Source organism: Alkalimonas cellulosilytica (assembly GCF_036325985.1).
Classification (GTDB): domain Bacteria; phylum Pseudomonadota; class Gammaproteobacteria; order Enterobacterales; family Alteromonadaceae; genus Alkalimonas; species Alkalimonas cellulosilytica.
This window is the reverse complement of record NZ_JAUHLI010000012.1, coordinates 132,542-149,429: the sequence shown is the minus strand read 5'-3', so window position 1 is coordinate 149,429 and position 16,888 is coordinate 132,542. Positions and strand designations below refer to the sequence as shown.

22 protein-coding genes are annotated in these 16,888 nt (G+C 52.4%); 14 read left to right on the top strand and 8 right to left on the bottom strand.

Annotation, left to right across the window (positions count from 1 at the left end; all coding sequences use genetic code 11):
- Window positions 1-48: 48 nt before the first annotated feature.
- Window positions 49-543 carry a GNAT family N-acetyltransferase gene (locus QWY20_RS13200; RefSeq protein WP_330129478.1) on the top strand — a complete coding sequence of 165 codons (495 nt, stop codon included), beginning with the start codon at window positions 49-51 and terminating at the stop codon, window positions 541-543.
- Window positions 544-584: 41 nt separating this feature from the next.
- Window positions 585-1,031, top strand: a complete 447-nt coding sequence (locus QWY20_RS13195) for a hypothetical protein (protein ID WP_330129477.1) — start codon at window positions 585-587, stop codon at window positions 1,029-1,031.
- Between the two features lie 6 nt (window positions 1,032-1,037).
- On the opposite strand, the gene QWY20_RS13190 is transcribed toward QWY20_RS13195, so the two are convergent.
- The 4 genes from QWY20_RS13190 to bepA form a co-directional block, all read right to left on the bottom strand.
- A complete protein-coding gene (locus QWY20_RS13190; protein WP_407935432.1) occupies window positions 1,038-1,433 on the bottom strand; it encodes a DUF2069 domain-containing protein in 396 nt (131 codons plus the stop codon).
- A 57-nt stretch (window positions 1,434-1,490) separates the two neighbouring features.
- Entirely contained in the window at window positions 1,491-2,072 is a 582-nt protein-coding gene (gene wrbA, locus QWY20_RS13185; protein WP_330129475.1) for an NAD(P)H:quinone oxidoreductase, read from the bottom strand.
- The gene (gene arsC, locus QWY20_RS13180; protein WP_330129474.1) at window positions 2,069-2,416 is read right to left on the bottom strand and encodes an arsenate reductase (glutaredoxin); all 348 of its coding nucleotides are present in this window, start codon (window positions 2,414-2,416) and stop codon (window positions 2,069-2,071) included. The genes wrbA and arsC overlap by 4 nt, the downstream gene beginning before the upstream one ends.
- 95 nt (window positions 2,417-2,511) lie before the next feature.
- Window positions 2,512-3,951: a beta-barrel assembly-enhancing protease gene (gene bepA, locus QWY20_RS13175; protein WP_330129473.1), complete on the bottom strand. Its 1,440-nt coding sequence runs from the start codon at window positions 3,949-3,951 to the stop codon at window positions 2,512-2,514.
- Window positions 3,952-4,176: 225 nt separating this feature from the next.
- On the opposite strand from bepA, the gene QWY20_RS13170 reads away from it, so the two are divergent.
- From QWY20_RS13170 to QWY20_RS13155, 4 genes are all read left to right on the top strand, one after another.
- Complete coding sequence (locus QWY20_RS13170) at window positions 4,177-5,250, top strand: AI-2E family transporter (protein ID WP_330129472.1); 1,074 nt, start codon at window positions 4,177-4,179, stop codon at window positions 5,248-5,250.
- A gap of 127 nt (window positions 5,251-5,377) precedes the next feature.
- The gene (locus QWY20_RS13165; protein ID WP_330129471.1) at window positions 5,378-5,956 is read left to right on the top strand and encodes a YfiR family protein; all 579 of its coding nucleotides are present in this window, start codon (window positions 5,378-5,380) and stop codon (window positions 5,954-5,956) included.
- Entirely contained in the window at window positions 5,953-7,194 is a 1,242-nt protein-coding gene (locus QWY20_RS13160) for a diguanylate cyclase (RefSeq protein WP_330129470.1), read from the top strand. The genes QWY20_RS13165 and QWY20_RS13160 overlap by 4 nt, the downstream gene beginning before the upstream one ends.
- A 62-nt stretch (window positions 7,195-7,256) precedes the next feature.
- Complete coding sequence (locus QWY20_RS13155) at window positions 7,257-7,739, top strand: OmpA family protein (protein ID WP_330129469.1); 483 nt, start codon at window positions 7,257-7,259, stop codon at window positions 7,737-7,739.
- Between the two features lie 86 nt (window positions 7,740-7,825).
- On the opposite strand, the gene QWY20_RS13150 is transcribed toward QWY20_RS13155, so the two are convergent.
- Both QWY20_RS13150 and bcp read right to left on the bottom strand, forming a co-directional pair.
- Window positions 7,826-8,953, bottom strand: coding sequence for a PQQ-dependent sugar dehydrogenase (locus QWY20_RS13150; RefSeq protein WP_330129468.1), 1,128 nt, complete (start codon window positions 8,951-8,953; stop codon window positions 7,826-7,828).
- 99 nt (window positions 8,954-9,052) lie between these two features.
- The gene (bcp, locus tag QWY20_RS13145; protein ID WP_330129467.1) at window positions 9,053-9,517 is read right to left on the bottom strand and encodes a thioredoxin-dependent thiol peroxidase; all 465 of its coding nucleotides are present in this window, start codon (window positions 9,515-9,517) and stop codon (window positions 9,053-9,055) included.
- A 144-nt stretch (window positions 9,518-9,661) separates the two neighbouring features.
- On the opposite strand from bcp, the gene QWY20_RS13140 reads away from it, so the two are divergent.
- The gene (locus QWY20_RS13140; protein ID WP_330129466.1) at window positions 9,662-10,405 is read left to right on the top strand and encodes an SDR family NAD(P)-dependent oxidoreductase; all 744 of its coding nucleotides are present in this window, start codon (window positions 9,662-9,664) and stop codon (window positions 10,403-10,405) included.
- Complete coding sequence (locus tag QWY20_RS13135; protein ID WP_330129465.1) at window positions 10,402-11,301, top strand: amidohydrolase family protein; 900 nt, start codon at window positions 10,402-10,404, stop codon at window positions 11,299-11,301. Before QWY20_RS13140 ends, QWY20_RS13135 begins: the two co-directional genes overlap by 4 nt.
- Before the next feature lie 12 nt (window positions 11,302-11,313).
- On the opposite strand, the gene soxR is transcribed toward QWY20_RS13135, so the two are convergent.
- Window positions 11,314-11,787 carry a redox-sensitive transcriptional activator SoxR gene (soxR, locus tag QWY20_RS13130; RefSeq protein WP_330129464.1) on the bottom strand — a complete coding sequence of 158 codons (474 nt, stop codon included), beginning with the start codon at window positions 11,785-11,787 and terminating at the stop codon, window positions 11,314-11,316.
- 102 nt (window positions 11,788-11,889) lie between these two features.
- Between soxR and QWY20_RS13125 the strand changes: the two genes are divergently transcribed.
- From QWY20_RS13125 to QWY20_RS13115, 3 genes are all read left to right on the top strand, one after another.
- On the top strand, window positions 11,890-12,327 hold the full coding sequence (locus QWY20_RS13125; protein WP_330129463.1) for a VOC family protein: 438 nt from the start codon (window positions 11,890-11,892) through the stop codon (window positions 12,325-12,327).
- Window positions 12,324-12,977 (top strand): flavodoxin family protein, encoded by a 654-nt coding sequence (locus QWY20_RS13120; RefSeq protein ID WP_330129462.1) that lies wholly within the window; start codon window positions 12,324-12,326, stop codon window positions 12,975-12,977. The genes QWY20_RS13125 and QWY20_RS13120 overlap by 4 nt, the downstream gene beginning before the upstream one ends.
- A 61-nt stretch (window positions 12,978-13,038) precedes the next feature.
- The gene (locus QWY20_RS13115) at window positions 13,039-13,443 is read left to right on the top strand and encodes a GFA family protein (RefSeq protein ID WP_330129461.1); all 405 of its coding nucleotides are present in this window, start codon (window positions 13,039-13,041) and stop codon (window positions 13,441-13,443) included.
- A gap of 8 nt (window positions 13,444-13,451) precedes the next feature.
- Here QWY20_RS13115 and QWY20_RS13110 read toward each other — a convergent pair whose 3' ends face one another.
- The gene (locus QWY20_RS13110) at window positions 13,452-13,703 is read right to left on the bottom strand and encodes a DUF3297 family protein (RefSeq protein ID WP_330129460.1); all 252 of its coding nucleotides are present in this window, start codon (window positions 13,701-13,703) and stop codon (window positions 13,452-13,454) included.
- 186 nt (window positions 13,704-13,889) lie between these two features.
- On the opposite strand from QWY20_RS13110, the gene QWY20_RS13105 reads away from it, so the two are divergent.
- Genes QWY20_RS13105 through QWY20_RS13095 form a run of 3 tightly spaced genes read left to right on the top strand, consistent with a single transcriptional unit; the run spans window position 13,890 to window position 16,839 of the window.
- Window positions 13,890-15,572, top strand: coding sequence for a carbon starvation CstA family protein (locus QWY20_RS13105; protein ID WP_330129459.1), 1,683 nt, complete (start codon window positions 13,890-13,892; stop codon window positions 15,570-15,572).
- Entirely contained in the window at window positions 15,569-15,841 is a 273-nt protein-coding gene (locus QWY20_RS13100; protein WP_305944576.1) for a cory-CC-star protein, read from the top strand. Before QWY20_RS13105 ends, QWY20_RS13100 begins: the two co-directional genes overlap by 4 nt.
- Window positions 15,832-16,839, top strand: coding sequence for an ArsA family ATPase (locus QWY20_RS13095; protein WP_330129458.1), 1,008 nt, complete (start codon window positions 15,832-15,834; stop codon window positions 16,837-16,839). The genes QWY20_RS13100 and QWY20_RS13095 overlap by 10 nt, the downstream gene beginning before the upstream one ends.
- The last annotated feature ends 49 nt before the right edge of the window (window positions 16,840-16,888 follow it).

Here is a 16,888-nt window from a genome sequence, read left to right as displayed (position 1 = left end):
GATCATGTGTTAATACTCTGATACATTTTTTTACAGAAGGATGTGTTTATGCCGGTTATAATCCGACATGCTGAGCTGGCTGATGCCAAGGCTTTGCAGCAAATTTACCAACAGCCCAGTGTGTATGCCAATACACTGCAGCTGCCACTGCAAGCGGTTGAACACTGGCAGCAACTGTGTCAACGCCAGCCAGGTTTTTACAATCTGGTGGCAGAGTTGGATGGTGAGTTGGTTGGCCAACTGGGCTTGCAGCAGTTTCAGAACCAGCGCCGCCGGCATGCAGCCGACATCGGCATGGCCGTTTCTGAACCGTTTCAAGGGCAGGGCATAGGCTCTGCATTGCTGCGCACCGCTTTGGAAATGGCAGATAATTGGTTGGCTATTCGTCGACTTGAACTGCAGGTTTACAGTAGCAATGAGGCAGCTGTGGCTTTGTATGAGCGCTTTGGCTTTGAAGTGGAAGCCGAACTAACCGATTATGCCTTTCAGTACGGCCAGTATGTTTCAGTGCTGCAAATGGCGCGCATTATGACCAACCGATAATCCACTTTCCTGGAGTGTCGGTAGCACAACAGGAGTTGGGAATGGTACAGCTTAGATGGCAAGTATTCACAGTCGCTCTGGCGGTTTCGCTACTGGCTGGTTGTGTGCAGTTAAGCGAAGAGCAGCAGCGGGCAGCTCTGCTGAATGAATTGGATGGTTCGCTGGCACAGTTGCAGGTGAATCTGCGTCAGTTGGAACGGCGGATGGATCAGCTGACCGAAGACAAAAGCTGCCAGCAGGATAACCAGTGCAAAGTGCTGGCAAAAGGCGTGCGACCTTGCGGTGGGCCCGAACAGTTTCTGACGTATTCGGTGCTGACGACTGATGAAACCATGTTGTTGCATACCAGTGAGCAATTTAGTCAGCTGCGTCAGCGTCAGCATCAGCGCCTCGGCACTGTTGGCACTTGTGAACTGCTGCTGGTGCCGGTAGCCAGTTGCCAGCAGCAGATCTGTACCTTACAAAGCCAGGATTACGCCAGGCGCTAGCTTCATTTAAGGCCGGGGATCGTCCTTTAGGCGGGGAATTTTCCGGCCTAACTCCTGCCCCCGGAAGCGGGCATAGTAAGTGCAGCCAAAAAACATCAGTAAAGCCAGCATCAACTCCACTACCGACAGCCAGAAGTAAAGCCCGGATGCGACCCAGAGGTTGGTCAGGCTATGCACAAAATAGATCATCACAATAAAGTTGGCCCAGGCAAAAGTGTAGGGCTCGCCTTTTAAAATACCGGGCAGTGGAAACCACAGTGGCAGCCACAGCATCAGCAATAAAATGTATGGGTTGCCAAGGCTGGGTGGTGCCAGCCACAGCAGCCACAGTGGGATCAAGGCAAAGAGACCAAAGTAACCAATTCGCCCCATCAGCAGAAATTGTTTGGTTTTATCCGCCATCAACACGGTCTGGTGTGACTGGTTGTCTGCCAGTTGCTCCGGTTTACCTGCATTCATTTAATGGGATGCTCCTGTTGTAAGCTGTTGCGTGATCCGGGCGATGCGCTGGCCAAATGCCAGGCAAAGAGTCTGTTCATCCCGGCTAAAGGCTTTGTCTCCGGTCATGCCGCTGACATGACTGGGGCCATAAGGCGTGCCGCCCTGGTTGGTCTGGTTTAGTGCTGGCTCGCTGTAGGGCAGGCCGCATAGCAGCATACCGTGGTGAAGTAAAGGCAACATCATGCCAAGTAAGGTGCTTTCGTTGCCGCCGTGCATACTACCCGACGAAGTAAACACGCCGGCTGGTTTATCAATCAGACTGCCGCGGATCCAGGCCTGGCTGGTCTGATCCCAAAAGGCTTTCAGCGGTGCGGCCATCACGCCAAAGCGTACCGGGCTGCCAACAATCAAAGCGTCGCACTCGATTAGTTCTTGCTCGTTAATCACCGGATGTTGTGGTTGCTCGGCCGGATCCAGCGGTTGTACTGAACGCAGGATGGCTTCGGCACCGGCTTGCTGTACACCAATGGCAATTTTATCGGCCAACTTCGCCACCGAGCCATGCTTCGAGTAATACAAAATCAGTACTTTTACCTTCATGCCAGCAAGTCCAGTACCTGCTCGGGTGGGCGGCCAATCACAGCACGAGTGTTGTCAAATACCACCGGGCGTTCCATCAGCTTCGGATGGCTTAGCATCGCTTCCATCAGCACATCGTCGCTGAGCGTTGGGTTATCCAGCTGCAACTCCTTGTAGTCGTCTTCTTTAGTGCGAAGCAGGGCCCTGGCCGGGATCCCAAGCTTGGCCAATACACTGGCCAGCTCCGCTTTGCTTAGTGGGTGCTTTTGGTAGTCAATCACGGTAAGCTCAACCTGACGTTGCTGCAACAGCTCTAAGGCTTGCCGGCTTTTCGAACAGCGGGGGTTATGAAGAATAGTCAGCATAAATGCTCCGGTTCTGTAAATCCGGCTATTGTAGAGAAAGTCAGGCACAGGTGCAAAGTTCGGTGCACCATGGCCTGAGGTTAGCTTGGTATGTTTTACATCCGGCGTAAACGGTCAAACTCGGCTTGCATTTGTCGCCGCTTGGACTCCAGCCGTCGATTTTCCAGCTTGTCGCTGCTGGATAAATGATTCAAAGCTTCCTGCAAATCATCGATCGCTCTGGGATAGTTCGCCAGTTGATAATGAAAGTCTGCCCGCGCCTCGTAAAAGCGGGCGTAATCTTCCAGGTTCTGGTAAGCCTTGGCAATTAAATCATAGGCCAGAATATTGTCTTCTTTGTAGAATAACATATTTTTCAGTAAATGAATGGCCAGCCGGTTGCCACCGGCTTTGATGGCTGCATTAGCGTAGTTGAGAGTGACCACCTGATTGTTTGGCCGGATCCGGTAATGATGCTCCAACATTTCCAGGGCTTCATTGGCACGGTTTAAACCCAGCAGTACATCGGTATACACATCCAGGTAGTACAGGTTGTACTCGTCTTTTTCCAGCAACTCTACAATCAGTTTTTCAGCTTCGGCGTAGCGTTTGGCGTCCAGGTAGGCAATGGCAAGACCATATTGATTGGCACGGGTGTTGCCACCAGGTTGCTGCAAACGTTGTGTGAATATGGTAACCACATCCTCGTTTTTATGCTGATAACGGGCCAATACCCGGGCCTTGGCCAGGGTGTAATCCTGACTGTCTGGTACATAACGCTTTGGAAAGCGCTCGGCACGCAATCGGGTATCGGTGACCCGGGCTTGTGACAAGGGGTGGGTTTGTAAAAAGGCCAGTTGTTGGTTCATAAAACGGCTACGCTCACTGAGGCGGCGAAAAAAGTCTGGCACGGCATGGGGATCAAAACCGGCATCGGCTAAAATTTGCATACCAATACGATCAGCTTCCTGCTCATTGCTACGGGTAAAGTTGATGGATGCTTGTGCCTGAGCACCCTGAGTAGCCATCATCGCAGCCATACCGGCTTCCGGGTTGACGGTCGCCAGCACAATGGCACCTAACAGACCGGCCAGCGTGAGCGGTGCGCGCTGGCTTTGTGCCTCGACAAAGCGGGCAATATGGCGCTGGGTGACGTGGGCAATTTCGTGCGCCATCACCGAGGCAAACTCGCTTTCACTTTCAGAAATAGCCAGGGTGCCGGTATGGGATGCGACATGGCCACCCAAGGTCGCAAAGGCGTTGATGTTGCGATCATCTATCCAGTAAAAACGAAATGGAAAACGGACATCGTTGGCATTGGCTACCAGCCGGTTACCGAGGGCATTGATGTATTCATCCAACAAAGGGTCGAATACCATCGGCAGCGAGCCTTTGGCCTGGCGCATCAGCACATCACCGAGGATTTTTTCTTTTTCCGGGGTTAACGTCGAAAAGCCGCTCCCACCCAGATCAGGCAGGTTCGGGCTGGCATAAGCGCTGATATGAATACAACCAAGCAGTACCAGCAAACAACCGGTGACCAGGTGTTTACGCAAGCTTAGCAGCAGGGGAAAGCGGCAGGAGTTAAATATCATTGGTAATACAGCCCGTATCGTTGAGACAGCCAATCGCAGCATTAGGCAGCCAAACTGGTTTGAAGTTCAGCGCAAAATCAGCAATTATCTTGTCACGGATATCTGGTAATCTACCATACAAATCTGACAGGTACAGGGCTTTGCTGTATCTTCTGTGCTGAACTGGTTGATAAGGAGCCAAATGCGATGTTGTCCTGGCTGAAAAAGTGGTATCACCACAAGTTTTCTGATCCACAAGTTGTGGTGCTGTTTCTGATGTTACTGCTGGGGTTTTTATCCATTTACTGGCTGGGGCGCATTCTGGCGCCTTTACTGGTAGCCATTGCTTTTGCTTACTTACTGGAGTGGCCGGTTGCCAGATTAACCCGCTTAGGTTTATCCCGTACCATCAGTACCAGTCTGGTGGTGTCTACGTTTATTGGCCTGAGCACCATGGTCTTGATGTGGACCATGCCATTATTCTGGCATCAGGGCCGTACCTTGCTGCGGGATATGCCACAAATGATTGAGCAGGGCAGGCAGTACCTGCTCGAGCTGCCGGAAGCCTTTCCGGGGGTGATTAGTACCGAGCAGGTCAATATCTTTATGCAGTCGGTTGATGAACGGCTGATGGCATTTGGTCGCGATATGCTGTCATTGTCACTGGCCTCGATTGTCGATTTGGTGGCGCTGATGATTTATCTGATCCTGGTGCCGCTCTTAGTGTTTTTCATGTTAAAAGACAAAGAACTGCTGATGCAGCGCTTCGCCGCTTTGCTGCCAACCGAGCGTAAGCTGATTGGTCAGGTTTGGCAGGAAATGAACTTTCAAATCATGAACTATATTCGCGGTAAAATCCTGGAGATCCTGATTGTTGGCGCAGTGAGTTATGCGGTGTTTGCACTCTTTGGTCTGAACTATCCGTTGCTGTTGGGCGTGTTGGTGGGTTTCTCGGTATTGATCCCCTACATTGGCGCCGCTGTGGTGACTTTGCCGATTGCACTGGTTGCGTTGTTTCAGTGGGGCTTTAGCCCGCAATTTGGCTATCTGATGCTGGCTTATGCGGTGATCCAGGCACTGGATGGCAACCTGCTGGTGCCGTTGCTGTTTTCTGAAGTCATTGATTTGCATCCGGTCTACATCATTGTCGCCGTGCTGTTTTTCGGTGGCATGTTTGGTTTTTGGGGCATTTTCTTTGCGATCCCGTTGGCATCTCTGGTAAAAGCAACCATCAATGCCTGGTCAACCCGTGTGCAACCGGCGATGGAAGCGGCGGAGTAGTTGGCGACTCGCCAAGCGTCGGTATAATGGTTACAATGTACTCAAGTTTTGGCTCAATTAGCCGAAACAAAGCTATCCGCTTGATGAATGCCCGGATTGTATTCGCTTTCTTTGCATGGATGATGTTGTGACCCTAGCTGTTTTACCCTGCTTAAAGCAAACTTTGATAGCCCTTATGCTGCTGTGCTGCATTGCTTTTAGCGAAGCTTCACTGGCAGCAGAGAAAGCCGCATCCCAGCAGACCACCGAGCTGGCACCTATCTCCGAGCAAATTGCATTTTTAGTGCTTGGCATCATTCGATACAGCCGTTGGCCTGAGGCGCCTGAACAGGTTGATGTCTGTATTCTTGGTGATGTTCAGTATGCCGATATTCTTATGGAAGCCACACATTACATTGGTGAAGTGCCTGTAGTGAGCCAGGTGGTGACACTTGAGCAGGCGCTGACTGACCACAAATCTTGTCATGTCTACTATCTTGGTCAAACCTCCAGCCAGGTTTATCAACAGCTCTACCAGGCGGTTGGGACCAGCGCTGTGATCACCATGGAGGAAGAAAACGAGTATTGCAGCATTGGTGGGATGTTTTGTTTCAATGTCGAGAACAGCAAAGCCAGCTTTAAGATTAATCTGGATGCTATATCCCGTAGCAAGGTTAGGATTCACCCCAGTGTGTTGCGGCTGGGGCAGTACCGGAGTGATTTATGAAGGTACTGCAAAAAAGAAAACCATCGCGCCTGCCATCACTACGGCAGGTTTATCTGCGAACTACCATGATGGTGGTGGTCGTGAGTGTTGTTCTACTGGCCATTTTTATTGGTGCGTTGGGGATGAAAAAGCTGACGGCTTTTACTCAGCTGAACTTGCAGTTATTGGCCCGTTCGACAGCAGTGACTATTGAAGCCGCGGTGTACTTTGATGACAAAGACATCGTTACTGAACAATTGGAGCAACTGCTGCGTGATGCTGATGTATTCAAGGCCCGCATCACTCTGTCGGGTGGAGCGAATTATTTGGACTGGCAAGACAGTGCTGAGCAAGCTCCAACCGGGCCCGGTTATTATTTTATTCATTGGTTGCTTAGCCCGGAAAGTAGTCCAATCCTGATGCAGCAGCAAGAAATTGCGGTTATCACGCTTTGGCCAAAGGGGGAGCGGATTGCTCTTTACATGCTGCATGGCTTTATCGGGTTGTTGCTTTGCCTGGTTTTAACTTTGATATTACTACTCTGGGGCACCCGCCACTTGCATCACATTATGAGCCAACCACTGTTGGAGCTGGCTTCTGTGAGCTCGATGGTCCGATCCAAACGAGACTTCAGTCATCGTATTTCGCGCAGTGGTATTGCCGAGATTGATCAGCTGCGGATTGACTTCAATGCGCTGTTGGATGAGTTGAGTCAATGGCAGTCCAATGTAGAAGCAGCCCATACGGAGCTGCAACAGCATGCTTATTTTGATGCGCTGACCGGTGTTCGTAATCGAAATTTTTTCGAACAGTCGTTGCATCGCGCTATCGAACGGGCGCTGCGGCAATCAGGAGAGCTGGCAATTTTGTACATTGATGGTGATGGCTTTAAAGCGGTCAACGATACCTACGGCCATGCCGCAGGCGATGAGGTGCTGAAAGCTTTAGCCAGCCGTATTCAGCAACAGCTGCGTACCACGGATCTGATTGCCCGGCTTGGCGGTGATGAGTTTTGTGTACTGATTGATGGTCCTGAGTCCGACGTGGCTCTTCAACACCTGTGCCAGAAAATCATTGCCCAGGTCAGCCAGCCTATTATCCTGAGTAATCAGGAAACGGTTCAGGTGTCTATCAGTATTGGCGTGGCATGCTATCCCCAGCATGGGGATAGTGCTGAAGCATTGATGCAGGCAGCAGATGCCGCCATGTATCAGGTGAAAGGCAGTGGAAGAAATGGCTACCGGCTGCCGCTGGCTTGATTGGGTTTGGTTATTACCACCTTGGTTTTATACAGGGAATGAGAAAACAAAGAGGTACTCTCATGCGAAAACTTCGAGTTTTTAGCTTTACTTTATTGTTAGCTTTTTTGTTGGCGGCTTGTCAATCCACACAAGGGTTAACCAGCCAGCAAGTCCGGGTGTTGGTGCAAGAAGGCTTTGAACCTGTGGGGGATGAATGGGTCCTCAATTTATCGGTGCTATTGCTTTTCGGCTTTGATCAAGCTGAGTTGTCGACAGACAGTAAAGCCGAAGTACGGCGCTTAAGCGATACCTTGCGTAGTGTTGGGATCAATTCATTACGGATTGAAGGACATGCGGATGCAACTGGCGATGATGACTACAACCGTCAGCTTTCTGCACGAAGAGCCCAGAGAGTTGCGGAGGTTTTTATTAAGGCAGGGACGGCTGAGCACTTAATCAGTACCCGGGGGTTGGGCAGTGACTTTCCTATAGCCAGTAATCAAACCGAAGATGGGCGGGCCCAGAATCGCCGTGTATCCATTATTGTTGGGCCGAGCTTTTAATGACTAAAGGGATAAAGCTGGCTCATTGAATGGCTTTGCCTGAATTTAGCGACAAGGGCTGCTCAGGCAGCCCTTGTTAGTGTTTACTACTCGCTTTTAGCTGGTTTTAGTTGTAATACCTTGCCATTTGGCTCATCGGTCAGCAGGTAGACAGCACCATCCGGTCCCTGACGCACATCCCGCACCCGCATGCCAATATCAATACGCTCTTCGTGCGTTACTTCATTGCCATCCATCACCAGTCGCGCGACCAACTGATAACGTAAGGCGCCCACCAGGGCATTGCCTTGCCAGTCACTGAACAGCTCGCCGGTATAGAACACCATGCCACTCGGAGCAATGGACGGTGTCCATTGATGCACTGGTTGCTCCATGCCTTCTTTTTCGGTTGGGCCTATATGGCCACCGCCATACTCTTCACCATACGTAATGGTTGGCCAGCCATAGTTCTTAGCAGCCTCGGTTAAGTTCAGTTCATCACCGCCCTGCGGGCCATGCTCGTGGGTCCAGAGCTCCCTGGTTTGTGGATGCAGATCGGCACCCTGAATATTGCGGTGACCAAACGACCAGATTTCATCCAGCCCTTCACGGCCAACAAAGGGGTTGGTTTGTGGGATAGTACCATCCGGATACAGACGAACTACTTTGCCGTGATGAGTATCCAGAGTCTGTGCATCGTGCCGGCGCGAGCCACGATCGCCCAGTGTAACAAAGAGGTAGCCATCATCGGTAAACACCAGCCGGCTGCCAAAATGATGGCGACTGCGCATCTTGGGTTGAGCACTGAAAATAACCTCCAGTTGCTCCAGTTGCATACCGTTCAGGCGTGCCCGGGCAACGGCGGTGCTACTGCCTTCCGGGGTGGGCTCGTTGTAGCTGATATACACCCATTGATTGCTGGCAAAGTCTGGATGCAGTGCTACATCAAGCAAGCCGCCCTGGCCATCGACCAGAATATCCGGCAGGCCGGCTATCGGCTCACTGATGCTGCCATCCATGCTGACATAACGTAAGTTGGCGGTACGCTCTGTCACCAGCATGCGACCATCCGGCAGAAACGTCATGCCCCATGGGTGCTGCAGCCCTTCGGCGATGGTGTTCATTTGGATCGGGCCATGCTCAGTGTCTATCGTCTGGGCCTGGGTTTGCGCCTGAATCAGGCCGGTCAGCAACAAAGTTGCGGCTGTGAGAGAGAGTTTTTGGAACGAATGCATAAAACCTCCAGAGAAAACGAGTGTGTCATTAAGTATGCACAAAGCTTCAACTCTTGCATGCCGGATCCGACCAAAGCAAGAGTTGGCAGGGCAAATGACTTAGTGGCTCAGATAATCCAGTACCACTTGGTGGTGATCTTTGGTTTTGAAGGTATCGAACACATGGGCAATGGTGCCTTGTTCATCAATCAGGAAGCTGGTGCGGTGAATGCCATCGCTAACCCGGCCCATGAATTTTTTCGGTCCCCAGACGCCAAAGGCATCGGCCACACTGTGATCTTCATCGGCCAGCAGGGTGAAGTTAAGCTGCTGCTTATCGGCAAAGTTTAGTAGTTTTTTCGGGGTATCCGGGCTTAAACCCAGCACCACAACCCCTAGCTTATCCAACTCAGCTTTGCTATCACGTAAACCGCAAGCCTGTACGGTGCAGCCAGGTGTTGAAGCGCGTGGGTAAAAATACACCAGCACTTTTTTGCCGCGAAAATCAGCCAGGCTGACCTGCTGGCCGTTTTGGTCTTGCAGCGTAAAATCAGGAGCGGTTTGTCCGGCAGTTAAGGTTTGCATAGAATATCCTTGAATGGCGACTTATCAATAGGTCAGAGTGTAACAGTCTGAGAGGAAGTCTCAAGCCGATACAGACGAAAGCTGTTATGATACAACGAGTTTTAATGATTGGATCAGGCCAGGCAGCCTGCGGAGTTTACCAGCATGCAAAATAAGGGAACAGTTCCAGTAGCTGTGGTCACGGGGGGCAGTGCCGGCATCGGGGCAGCCGTGGTGGCAAAATTGCTGCAGCAAGGCTATCAGGTGATTAATCTGGATATTCAGCCTGGCCCGGAAGGTGTCTATCAGGCTTGCGATGTCAGTAATGTTGCAGCGGTGCAGCAGGTGATCGCTCAGATAATAGCTGCGTATGGCCGCATTGATGTGCTGGTGTCCAATGCCGGTCGCCATCTGTCGGCCGATATTGAGCAGACAACTGAAGCGATGCTGGATGAGCTGTTTGCGCTCAATGTGAAAGGAGCTTTTGCCGCGGTGCAGGCGGTGTTGCCGGTGATGAAGCAGCAGCGCAATGGCGTTATTCTGCTGATGGCCTCGGATCAAGCGGTCATTGGTAAACGCAACTCTTTTGCTTACAACCTGACCAAAGCCGCCCTGGCTTCCATGGCGCGCACCACCGCGCTCGATTACGCCAACTTTAATATTCGCTGCAATGCCGTTTGTCCCGGTACCATCGATACACCTTTGTACCAGCAGGCCATAGCCCGCTATTGCGCTCAAAGTGGCCGTGATGCCAATGAGGTGCACCGCGAAGAAGCGGCTGAGCAGCCTCTGGGGCGTTTAGGGAAACCAGAAGAAGTGGCAGCACTGGTGGCGTTTCTGGCCAGCCCGGAGGCTGCCTTTATCACTGGCAGTTTGCAGCTGATTGACGGTGGCTATACCGCCCAATGAATGAGCAATGCATCGACATCGTCGATCCTCACCTGCATGTTTGGCAATTAAATACTGGTAAATACTACTGGCTGCGGCCGCATAACCCACCACACTGGCCTGAAAAATCTATGTTGCAGCAGGTTTTTTTGCCAGCTGACTTAGCGCTACAGCCGCCGTTTCGCTTGCTGGGAGCCGTGCATATTGAGGCGGGCTTTGATAACCAGCAGCCAGAGCAGGAGCTTGCCTGGTTAAGCAAGCAGGACTGGCCCTGTGCTTATCGCAGTGTGGCATTTTTGGATTGCTCTGCACCCCTTCACCAGGCAGAGCATAAGCTGCAGGCGCTACTGCCTTATCGTCCTGCCGGGGTGCGCCATATCTTTGAAGGTGAAGATGAATGGGTGTTGCAGCGCCCCGAACTTGATACTATTGCCGGTTGGCTGGAACAGCATCAGCTGCTATTGGAAGTGCAGTGCGATCTTAGTAAACCCGCCAACTGGCAGCGTATTGCCGAACTGGCACAGCAACAGCCAAAGCTGCAACTGGTGCTGAATCATGCCGGGCTGGTAACACCAGAGCGGTTCAGTGGCTGGCAACAGGCACTGCGGCAGCTTGGGCAATACCCGACTATTGCGATGAAACTCTCCGGCTGGGAAATGCAGCAAGCCGGGGTGGCGAGCTCCTTCGATAGCCGTTGGTTCCAGCGGGTGCTGTCTGCTGCTCTGGAGCTACTACCGACAGATCGCCTGATGCTGGCCAGTAACTTTCCGCTGTGTTTATGGCAGGGTAGTTACCAGCAGTTGTGGCAGCGTTATTTTGATCATTGTTTGGCGCTTGGGCTAAGTGCTGAAGACTGGCAGCAGTTAAGTCAGCATAGTGCCAGTCGCTGCTATGGTTTGTCTGGGGCTGCTATCTAGCTAGTTGAGCGCTTATTTTTTGTGCTGTATACCACAGGCCTCTTGCTCTGCTTGTTCCAGGATCACCGGGCCGCTACCGCTTTCACCAAGCGTATCGTCCGGGTTATACAGCGGGCATTGGCTCATACTTAGACAGCCACAGCCAATGCAGCCGGTTAAGTTATCGCGCAGTTTTTGCAAATAGGCGATGCGACCATCGAGTTGGCGCTGCCAGTTTTTGGAAAGCTGTTGCCAGTCTGTAATGGTTGGCGTGCGGTTATTGGGCAGGGCCTGAAAGGCCTGTTTAATCTCCTCGAGGCTGACACCTACTTTTTGAGCGGCTTTAATCACCGAAATCCGTCGCAGCACTTCTGGCTTAAAGCGGCGTTGATTGCCTTCATTACGCCAGCTTTGGATCAAGCCCTGCTGTTCGTAAAAATGCAGGGTACTGACTTTTACCCCACACCGTTTTGCTACCACGCCAACGCTGAACACAGCCTCTGTCATCGGTTGCTCCTGAATCGATTTAAAATTTTTTGCAGAAAAAGCTTTACCTCAACTATTGTTGAGGTTTTACCCTGTTGGTCGACTTAATGCAAGGAGACTTTTATGCACTTAGAGCACGTGAATCTGGTAGTGAATGATATGGATGCCATGCTGAAATTTTACCGCGCGGCTTTTCCGCACTGGCGCATTCGCGATCAGGGTGATGGTGATTGGTATGGTAAGCCGCGTAAATGGTTGCACTTTGGTGATGATTATCATTATCTGGCGTTCAATGATAACGGTGAAGGGACCAACCGAGAGTTGACAGGGCATAGTGTGGGTTTAGCGCACTTTGCTTATGTCACTAATGATTTAACTGCGGTTATAGCCAGATTAACGGCTGCAGGTTTTGCCATTGCTAAAGCTGGTGCCGAGGAGCCGTTTCGTAAGAACGTCTACTTTATCGATCCGGCTGGTTTTGAAGTTGAGTTTGTCGAGTACCTGAGTGATCTTCCGGCCGAGCGCAATTTAAACCAGGCTAAGTCCAAGGAGGTACTGTGATGAAGTTAGGTGTGGTGTTTCACTCCGCATCAGGTACTACCCGGCAGCTGGCGCAGGCTGTTGCGGCAGGGGCGGCTGAGGTGGCTGGCGTTGATGTTGTGATGGCAGAAATTGTGGGAGCCGATATTGTACAAGGGCGTTTTCGCAATAGCGCTCTGTTGCAGCAATTGAGCCGTGTCGATGCCATTGTTTTTGGTTCACCGACCTATATGGGCTGCGTATCCGCGCAGTTTAAGGCATTTGCCGATGCCACCGGTGAGCTTTGGGCTGAACAAGCCTGGGCGAATAAGCTGGCCGCAGGTTTTACCATAGGTGCAAACCTGAGTGGCGATCAGCTTAGCACGCTGCAATATCTTCAAGTATTCTCAGGGCAGCATGGCATGCTGTGGGCTGGCCTGGATATTGCGGGGAATGGTTCAGCAAAGAGTGGTGATGCCACACGACAGAACCGGCTTGGTGCTCAATCAGGCCTGATTGCGCATTCAGCGGATGGCACCGTCCATAAAACTGATCTGATCACAGCGCAGTATTTGGGGCAACGTGTGGCGCGGCTTGCTAGGTTTTCGGCCTCGTATGGTAAATTATGTAATTACGCAAGTATTTCATCTACGTATCCAGTATGGTGCGCTTTTAACCGTGGCGGCTTGTGATTATCTGATCTGCAATTAATCGCTCAGCCGTCTGATAGGCGGCTGTAAAAAGGAGAGAGTGATGTACCAGGGTAGTTGTCTGTGTGGGGAAGTCACCTTAGAAGTGCTGGGGCCTATTGAGTCCATTATTCATTGTCATTGCAGCAAATGCCGTAAAAACAGTGGCACCGCTTATGCCACCAATGGCTTTGTCGCGACCAAGGATTTAGTCATTCACAGCGGGCAAGCGCATATTCGCTATTATGAAACCTCGCCGGGTAAAAAACGCCATTTTTACGGCATCTGTGCCTCGCCCATCTACAGCAGCAACGACCAGGCACCCGACAAAGTACGGCTTCGGCTGGGTATTCTGGACTCGGATATTACCGAGCGGCCCGGCTCGCACAACTTTGTGTCCTCCCGCGCCAATTGGGATGACTTGGATGATGACTTACCACGTTACGATGGTCATGAGCCGGGGCGCTAAACGTGGAATTAATCCCGATAAAACGCTTCCACCGTGCCTTTGATTTTCATCAGCAGTGGCTGGCCGCGGCGGTCGACGGCTTTGCCGGCTGCGACTTTCACCCAGCCTTCGCTGATGCAGTATTCTTCTACATCAAAACGCTCTTTGCCGTTAACGCGGATGCCAATGTCGTGCTCGAATATTTCTTTCACATAATGCGGGCTGCGCGGGTTGACGGAAAGGCAATCGGGTAATTCTGGGCGTGCTGGGGTATCGGACATGGTTTGGCTCTGCTGCAAATTGAAAGTGCGTTATTGTAGGTAAATCAGCTGTGTTGCTCAAGCACTTCGACAGAGCAGTTGTATCAGCAATAGCTGAATCATTCGCCCTTGGTCGAATACTTGCCATCTGCTGGCTGCTGTATCATGCTTGGTTGAACTTAACGCCCTGAAACAAGAGGTGGTTGCATGAATGCCGTCTATTTAATGCTGATGGGGCTTGGCGCTATGGCGCTGGGCTACTTCATTTACTCGAAGTTTATCTGCGAAAAGATTTTTCAGGTCGACCCAAACTTTCGCACCCCGGCGCACGAGCTGCAGGATGGGGTCGATTATGTGCCCACCAACAAATACATTTTGTGGGGCCATCATTTCACCTCGGTGGCTGGCGCTGCGCCAATTTTGGGCCCGGCTATAGCAGTGATCTGGGGCTGGGTGCCGGCTTTTCTCTGGGTGGTATTCGGCACCATTTTCTTTGCCGGTGTGCACGATGCCGGCGCCATCTGGGCCAGCAGCCGCAACAAAGCCCGCTCCATTGGTGCTTTAACCGGCGACATTGTTGGTAACCGCGCCCGCAGTATTTTTATGATTGTGATTTTCCTGGTGCTGCTGATGGTCAACGCCGTTTTTGCGGTGGTGATTGCCAACCAGCTGATCAACTTTCCCAGTGCCACCTTGCCAGTGTGGGGCGCTATTGTGGTAGCGCTGATCATTGGCCAACTGATTTACCGGAAAATCATTGGTCTGTTGCTGGTGACTGTGATTGGGGTAGTGGCGCTGTACGGCATGATTTATGTCGGGCCTATGCTGCCATTCTCCTTGCCTGAAGAAACCTTGTTTGGTTTATCCGATCGCCAAAGCTGGATTGTGCTGCTGTTTGTCTACGCCGCCATCGCGTCTTTATTGCCGGTCTGGGCCTTGCTGCAGCCGCGTGATTACATCAATGGCATGCAGCTCTTTATTGGCCTGGGCTTGTTGTACGGCGCTGTGCTGCTCGCCAGCCCTGAGGTGGTGGCACCGGCCTTTAATACCGAAGTGCCGGAAGGCACGCCATCGCTGATACCGCTGCTCTTTGTCACCATCGCCTGTGGCGCGATTTCAGGCTTTCATGGTCTGGTGGCCAGTGGCACCACCTCGAAGCAGCTGGATAAAGAGCCGGATGTGCGTTTTGTCGGTTACTTCGGTGCCATTGGCGAAGGTGCGCTGGCACTGGCGGCCATTATTGCCGTCAGCGCCGGCTTTGCTACCCTGGCCGACTGGCAGGCCATTTACCACAACTTTGGTCAGGGCGGGGTGGCCGCCTTTACCCGTGGCGGTGCCACCATTCTGGAACAGGGGTTGGGGCTCGATACTGTGATGGCGCAAACCCTGCTTACCGTGATGGTGGTGCTGTTTGCCGGTACCACCATGGATACCGGTCTGCGCCTGCAGCGCTACATCTTTCAGGAGTGGGGCAGTATTTACCGCATCGGTTGGATGCAAAAAACGCTGCCGGCCACCTTGCTGGCGGTAGGCTGCTGCTTGCTGCTGGCCTTTGGTGCCGGCGGTGATGGCGCCGGTGGCATGCTGATTTGGCCGTTATTCGGCACCACCAATCAGCTGCTGGCAGGCTTAACCTTGCTGGTGATCACCGTGATGCTGGTCAAACTGGGGCGGCCAATGTGGTATACGCTGGCGCCGCTGTTGTTTTTGCTCTGCATGACCACCTTGGGACTGTTGATCCAACTGAAAGCCTTTTACGATCAAGGCGACTGGTTCCTGTTTACACTGGACTTGGTGATCCTGGCTGCTGCCATTTTGGTGATTTTGGAAGCCAGCTCAACCTTAACCAAGCAAATCAAAGCCAACAAAGCGGTGGTCAGCAAATCATGAAACTGGATGCCATCAAAGCCTGGTTTCGCCAGGCCAGTTTTTATGCTGAAGAAGCCTACAACGCGCCGTATCGCTCGGCCATTGCCCGCGCTAAGCGCGAGCAGGACGATCTTTTTATGCTATTGGTGTTCTCGGAAATGATGGGCGTGCCGAATCCGGCCAGTTATTACACGCTGGAGCTGCAACCACTACTACTGGAGCGCTTTCATGATTGGCATCAGCGCATGGGCATGGAGCACTCACCACTGGATCAATTCCGATGCTGTTAACAGGCCAGCGCGTATTGCTGGTTGGCGGCAAAGGCGGGGTGGGTAAAACCACGGTTTCGTCGGCCTTGGCGGTGCTGGCCAGCCAACGTGGCCAGAAGGTATTGTTGGTCTCGACCGATCCGGCGCACAGTCTGGCCGATGCTTTTGGCCGGGCGCCGATAGGTGATCGCATTACCCGGCTGGCACCCAACCTGGATGGGCTGGAGTTGGATCCGGATCGTGAAGTCGAACAGCATCTGGCCAACGTCAGCGCCCAGTTAAAGCGCTTTACCCGCCCTGAGATGTTCGCCGAAATTGAGCGGCAAATGCGCCTGACCCGCCACTCACCCGGTGCCCAGGAAGCAGCTATGCTGGAGCGGATTGCTAACACCATTGAGCTTGGTTTAAGCGATTACGATCTGCTGATTTTGGATACCGCCCCAACCGGTCATACGCTGCGGCTGCTTAGCCTGCCCGAAGCCATGGCAGCCTGGACGCAGGGACTATTGCAGGCAAATCAACGCTCCAAAAAGCTGGGCGATGTGCTGGATCACCTCACCCCAAAAGCCGGCCGCGATCTGGATAACCCCATGGGCGATCCGAACCAGCATGCCACCGCCGGGATGGATGAGCGCAATAAAGCCATCACCGAAACCTTGCTGGCACGCCAGCGCTTGCTGCAACGTACCCGCGAGATCTTACTGGATCATCAGCAAACGGCGCTGCTGTTTGTGCTGACACCGGAAAAACTGCCCATCTTAGAAACCATGCGGGCGGTGACCAGCTTGCAGCAAGAACAGCTACCTCTGGCTGGCCTGGTGGTGAACCGGGTACTGCCAGCAAGCGCCGATGGTGCTTTTTTAGCCAAGCGGCGCGAGCAGGAGCAACAGCATCTGGCTCAGATCAACACCGAATTTGCCAAGCTGCCGCGTTACCAGTTGCCGCTGCAAGCTACCGATATTCAGGGGCTTGAGGCATTGCAGCAGCTGTCTGCGTTGCTGGCAGACGCGGGGTTTTGAGCTGTTGAATTTCTGGTATATCATGGCCTTACTTACCTGAAGTTTATAA

Coding starts and splice junctions, on each gene's coding strand:
- QWY20_RS13150 (WP_330129468.1), bottom strand. CDS start 8,953: ATGCATTCGTTCCAAAAACTCTCTCTCACAGCCGCAACTTTGTTGCTG.
- QWY20_RS13170 (WP_330129472.1), top strand. CDS start 4,177: ATGTTGTCCTGGCTGAAAAAGTGGTATCACCACAAGTTTTCTGATCCA.
- QWY20_RS13110 (WP_330129460.1), bottom strand. CDS start 13,703: ATGTCCGATACCCCAGCACGCCCAGAATTACCCGATTGCCTTTCCGTC.
- QWY20_RS13195 (WP_330129477.1), top strand. CDS start 585: ATGGTACAGCTTAGATGGCAAGTATTCACAGTCGCTCTGGCGGTTTCG.
- QWY20_RS13200 (WP_330129478.1), top strand. CDS start 49: ATGCCGGTTATAATCCGACATGCTGAGCTGGCTGATGCCAAGGCTTTG.
- wrbA (WP_330129475.1), bottom strand. CDS start 2,072: ATGAAGGTAAAAGTACTGATTTTGTATTACTCGAAGCATGGCTCGGTG.
- arsC (WP_330129474.1), bottom strand. CDS start 2,416: ATGCTGACTATTCTTCATAACCCCCGCTGTTCGAAAAGCCGGCAAGCC.
- QWY20_RS13115 (WP_330129461.1), top strand. CDS start 13,039: ATGTACCAGGGTAGTTGTCTGTGTGGGGAAGTCACCTTAGAAGTGCTG.
- QWY20_RS13160 (WP_330129470.1), top strand. CDS start 5,953: ATGAAGGTACTGCAAAAAAGAAAACCATCGCGCCTGCCATCACTACGG.
- QWY20_RS13125 (WP_330129463.1), top strand. CDS start 11,890: ATGCACTTAGAGCACGTGAATCTGGTAGTGAATGATATGGATGCCATG.
- QWY20_RS13135 (WP_330129465.1), top strand. CDS start 10,402: ATGAATGAGCAATGCATCGACATCGTCGATCCTCACCTGCATGTTTGG.
- QWY20_RS13190 (WP_407935432.1), bottom strand. CDS start 1,433: ATGGCGGATAAAACCAAACAATTTCTGCTGATGGGGCGAATTGGTTAC.
- soxR (WP_330129464.1), bottom strand. CDS start 11,787: ATGACAGAGGCTGTGTTCAGCGTTGGCGTGGTAGCAAAACGGTGTGGG.
- QWY20_RS13140 (WP_330129466.1), top strand. CDS start 9,662: ATGCAAAATAAGGGAACAGTTCCAGTAGCTGTGGTCACGGGGGGCAGT.
- QWY20_RS13155 (WP_330129469.1), top strand. CDS start 7,257: ATGCGAAAACTTCGAGTTTTTAGCTTTACTTTATTGTTAGCTTTTTTG.
- QWY20_RS13100 (WP_305944576.1), top strand. CDS start 15,569: ATGAAACTGGATGCCATCAAAGCCTGGTTTCGCCAGGCCAGTTTTTAT.
- QWY20_RS13105 (WP_330129459.1), top strand. CDS start 13,890: ATGAATGCCGTCTATTTAATGCTGATGGGGCTTGGCGCTATGGCGCTG.
- QWY20_RS13095 (WP_330129458.1), top strand. CDS start 15,832: ATGCTGTTAACAGGCCAGCGCGTATTGCTGGTTGGCGGCAAAGGCGGG.
- bcp (WP_330129467.1), bottom strand. CDS start 9,517: ATGCAAACCTTAACTGCCGGACAAACCGCTCCTGATTTTACGCTGCAA.